The organism is Kosmotoga sp. (assembly GCF_982836095.1).
This window is the reverse complement of record NZ_CEYIHJ010000088.1, coordinates 3,686-7,646: the sequence shown is the minus strand read 5'-3', so window position 1 is coordinate 7,646 and position 3,961 is coordinate 3,686. Positions and strand designations below refer to the sequence as shown.

Here is a 3,961-nt window from a genome sequence, read left to right as displayed (position 1 = left end):
TTCGTCTATGAGCTTTTCGGGTGTTCCGCAGCCAAGAAAACCGCCTATCATTAAAGTAGATTCATCATTTATGAGAGCAATGGCTTCTTCCTTTTTTATAACCTTCATTTTGTTCCTCCTTTCTCATTTTATGCCAAGACAAAGATGAAAAAGCTGGTTACGATGAAAGCCCAGATGAGAGCCATCATTGTGTATCCCATGATGTCTCTAATATCGAGCTTGGCGACTGAAAGCAAAGGAATAGCCCAGAATGGTTGAATCATATTGGTCCATGCATCACCCCAGGCTACGCCCATTACCACATTAGGAACTGAAGCTCCGAGCTTATGAGCAGCTTCTGTCATAATAGGTCCCTGCACGGCCCATTGTCCACCACCAGATGGTACAAAAACATTTACCAATCCCGCACTGATGTATGACCAGAAAGGTAGTGTTTTAGCTGTGGCAAAACCAACAAACCAATTTGCTATTGTACTGGCAAGACCTGAATTAATCATCATTCCCATTATTCCAGCGTAAAATGGGAATTGAATCACTATTCCCCAGCTGTTTTTTCCACCTTCCTTTGCTGCTTCGATGAAATTTCTCGGTGTCCAGTGAAGAAGTATCCCAATCATCAAGAAAATGAAATTGAGAATGTTAAGGTTAAGACCACCTTTTTTCACAAAGAAATAGTAGAAAATATACACAATACCGATCAATGAAACGATGATGGGCAAGACAGGGCTGTTTTCAACTTTTTCTGCAAATACCATATTTTTTTTGTCTTCCGCTGTCAACTTCTTTTTTGGCTCCTCTTTCAAAAGGGCCGGATCAACTTCAAGAACTTCTTCTTTTTTCTTTGGGTGCATAGCTGCATTAATAAGTGGCAGTGTAATTATCAAGGTGATGACAGTCAACAAGGACCATGGTGAAAATATCGTTTTGGAAACGGGTATTGTACCAATGGTATCTTCAAGGAAATGTCCGGGCGTGGCCACCAATAGTGGAGCTGAACCTGACAAACCGGCGTGCCAAACAAGAAATCCTGAATAAGAAGCAGCAACCAATAATGGATAATGGATTCCTTTTTGGTTTCTTGCAATCTCAACAGCTAAAAGGGCACCAACAATCAAGCCCAATCCCCATTGAAACCATGAGAAAATCGCCATTACGAAGGTAACAAGCGCCACCGCTTTGAAAGGTGAATTTCCAAAACGCGCAATCCAGCTCAAAAACGCCTTAATAGGCTTTGTAGTAGCAAGGATATAGCCGGTCACAACAATAAGCGTCATCTGCATGGCAAAGCTAAGGAGATTCCAAAATCCATCTCCCATGTATTTGACCATGTTTACGAAGCTTTCCTTCTGAATTACCATACCCAAAATCAGAGTAATGATAGTGAGTATCATGGCAAAAATGAGAGCGTCTGGTAGGTACTTTTTAGCGAATTTTGCAAAAACGCTGCCAAGAGCTCTTAGCATTCTCACCCCTCCTTATATAAGAATTAGGAACACATAATAATACATTTGAAAATCATACTTTCTTAATTATCACCGCTGTTCCCATTCCTCCACCAATACATAACGTGGCAAGACCGAGCTCTAAATTGCGCTTCATCATCTCGTAAAGTAATGTAACCGTTATTCTGTTTCCACTGCAACCTATTGGATGTCCAAGAGCAATTGCGCCGCCGTTTACATTGGCTCTTTCAAGAATGTATTCCTTACTTACGCCGTACATTTTATTCCAATTTCTTATAACTCCAAGTGTCTGTGCTGCAAAGGCTTCATTAGCTTCAATAAGATCAATATCTGTGAATTTCAACCCAGCATATTTCAAAGCGTTATCAGTTGCTGGAACAGGTCCAAGCCCCATGACAATGGGATCCACACCGCCCTGTCCCCAGGCAATAATCTCAGCTAAAGGTGTAAGGTTATGCGCCTTTACATAGTCTTCACTTGCGAGCACAATTGCACTGGCGCCATCGTTTAGCGTGGAAGAATTCCCAGCCGTAACTGAACCGTCTTTTTTGAATGCGGGCCTTAACTTTGCAAGTTTTTCCAAGCTCGTTTCTCGTGGCCCTTCATCTGTATCGACGATTTTCGTCACTTTTCTTTCCACAACTTCAACGGGAACTATTTCATCTTTGAATTTTCCAGCGGCAATAGCGTTTCTAGCTCTGTTTTGGCTTTCCAGGGCGTATTCATCTTGCTCTTCACGTGAAATATCATAACGTGAAACTATTTCTTCAGCGGTTATTCCCATGTGGACGTGGTTGAAAACATCTGTGAGACCATCACTCACCATATGATCTACCATGGTCATATCTCCAAATTTTGCACCAAATCTCGTTTTGTAATTAACAAGATAGGGAGCTTGAGACATACTTTCCATACCACCTGCTACAACAACTTCAGCTTCTCCGTAAGCTATGTCTTTAGCACCAAGTATTATGGATTTCATACCGCTGCCACAAACCATATGAACAGTATAGGCTGGTATTTCAGCGGGAATACCCGCGTAAATCGATGCCTGCCTTCCAGGGCCCATTCCTTGCCCAGCTATCAACACGTTCCCCATGATGACTTCATTAATGTCTGAAACCTCAATTCCAGATTGTTCTAAAGCTGCCTTTATGGCAATGGAACCAAGTTTGGTTGCAGGCACATTTTTTAGGCCTCCACCAAAAACTCCTATGGCAGTCCTTTTTGCCCCTACTACAAAAACTCTTCGCTTCATTTTAAGTCCCTCCAAATGCTTAGATTTTATAAGCCTAATATTCATTCTAACAATAATCACACCGAATGTTCAATATCAGTGGCATTTATTATTTTGAGATTTAGTTAACAGTAAAAATAGTTGATATATTATATATTATTAAATAAAACTAGCATGCAATATTTACTACCAAATTTTAGCAAAGGAATTATTAGTGAAAAACCGGGAGCTTTTGCTCCCGGTTTTTGCAGATAGAATTCTAAATAGCAAGTCCATATCAACTGTTGAGAATAGCTTAGGGTGTCTCAAAAATCAGCAACAACCAACAATATCAGCCAATTTTTTTGTGAGAGCTGTTGTTCTAAATATTGAACATAACTAACTCACTTCTGGATATTCCAGCAACTCGAATCACGTAACTGGCTCTTTAACCCTCGTGACTCACAACTCGTAACTCAATTCTCGATATATTCGTAACTCGAATCACGTTACTCGGTTCCCCGCCTCTTTACTCATAACTCATCATTCATAACTCATCACTCGGCTCTTGAATACTCACCTACTATATCAAGTCAACGAATCCCGGAGGGTTTGTGTTGTGCTGACAGATTATAGTGTGATGTTTGCGAGGCTGTCATTCTCCACAAACGCTTTTAAGTAAATCTTTGGGTTTTTTTACCCCGTCATTGTACAACTTTTTATAAACTGAAATATAGTGTTTTGAGTTGAACTGCTTCAAATCATATGAAAGTTTTCTGTTCAAAACCAATGAATTTAGAAATTGGGAAAGACACTCGTAAGCACTATAAAATTCTGCCATTTTCTCTGACTCAATGGAGGAAGACTTCAAAAATTCAAAAAGAGCATCGCTCAATATATGCGTCCCCACTTCGTGACTTATAAAATCAAGTATAAAACCATTTTCTGATCCGGAGTAAAAAACATTTCTGCTATATCCAAGGGAATTTGCATTAGGCCCTCCCTCAATAGCTGAAACAAGGATTATTTCATAACTTTCCGCCTTAAAGTCACTCCCGGTTATTTGTTCCCACTTTTTTATAAGGTCCAACCTTTTCAATTTTTTGCTTAGTTCGTCAGATTTTTCTTCCATTTGCGAAAGCTCGTAAGGCCATATCTGGTTCTTATAAGTTGTGAAGTTGCCTATGTAAACCTCTTTTAGTTCTTCTATTCCTTCAACTTTTGTGCGCAATGTCTCGAACCATCTATCGTTGATTTCTGGTAGCCATTTTCTTTTGGATAT

4 protein-coding genes are annotated in these 3,961 nt (G+C 40.0%); all 4 read right to left on the bottom strand.

Annotation, left to right across the window (positions count from 1 at the left end; translation table 11 throughout):
- Positions 1 to 108 (bottom strand): CoA-transferase (locus tag AC3LHT_RS06780; protein WP_488662369.1); only part of this gene is annotated, 108 nt, incomplete at its 3' end.
- A 20-nt stretch (positions 109 to 128) separates the two neighbouring features.
- Complete coding sequence (locus AC3LHT_RS06775) at positions 129 to 1,463, bottom strand: short-chain fatty acid transporter (protein WP_488662368.1); 1,335 nt, start codon at positions 1,461 to 1,463, stop codon at positions 129 to 131.
- Between the two features lie 52 nt (positions 1,464 to 1,515).
- A complete protein-coding gene (locus tag AC3LHT_RS06770) occupies positions 1,516 to 2,721 on the bottom strand; it encodes an acetyl-CoA C-acetyltransferase (protein ID WP_488662367.1) in 1,206 nt (401 codons plus the stop codon).
- Positions 2,722 to 3,334: 613 nt separating this feature from the next.
- Positions 3,335 to 3,961 (bottom strand): hypothetical protein (locus AC3LHT_RS06765; RefSeq protein WP_488662366.1); only part of this gene is annotated, 627 nt, incomplete at its 5' end.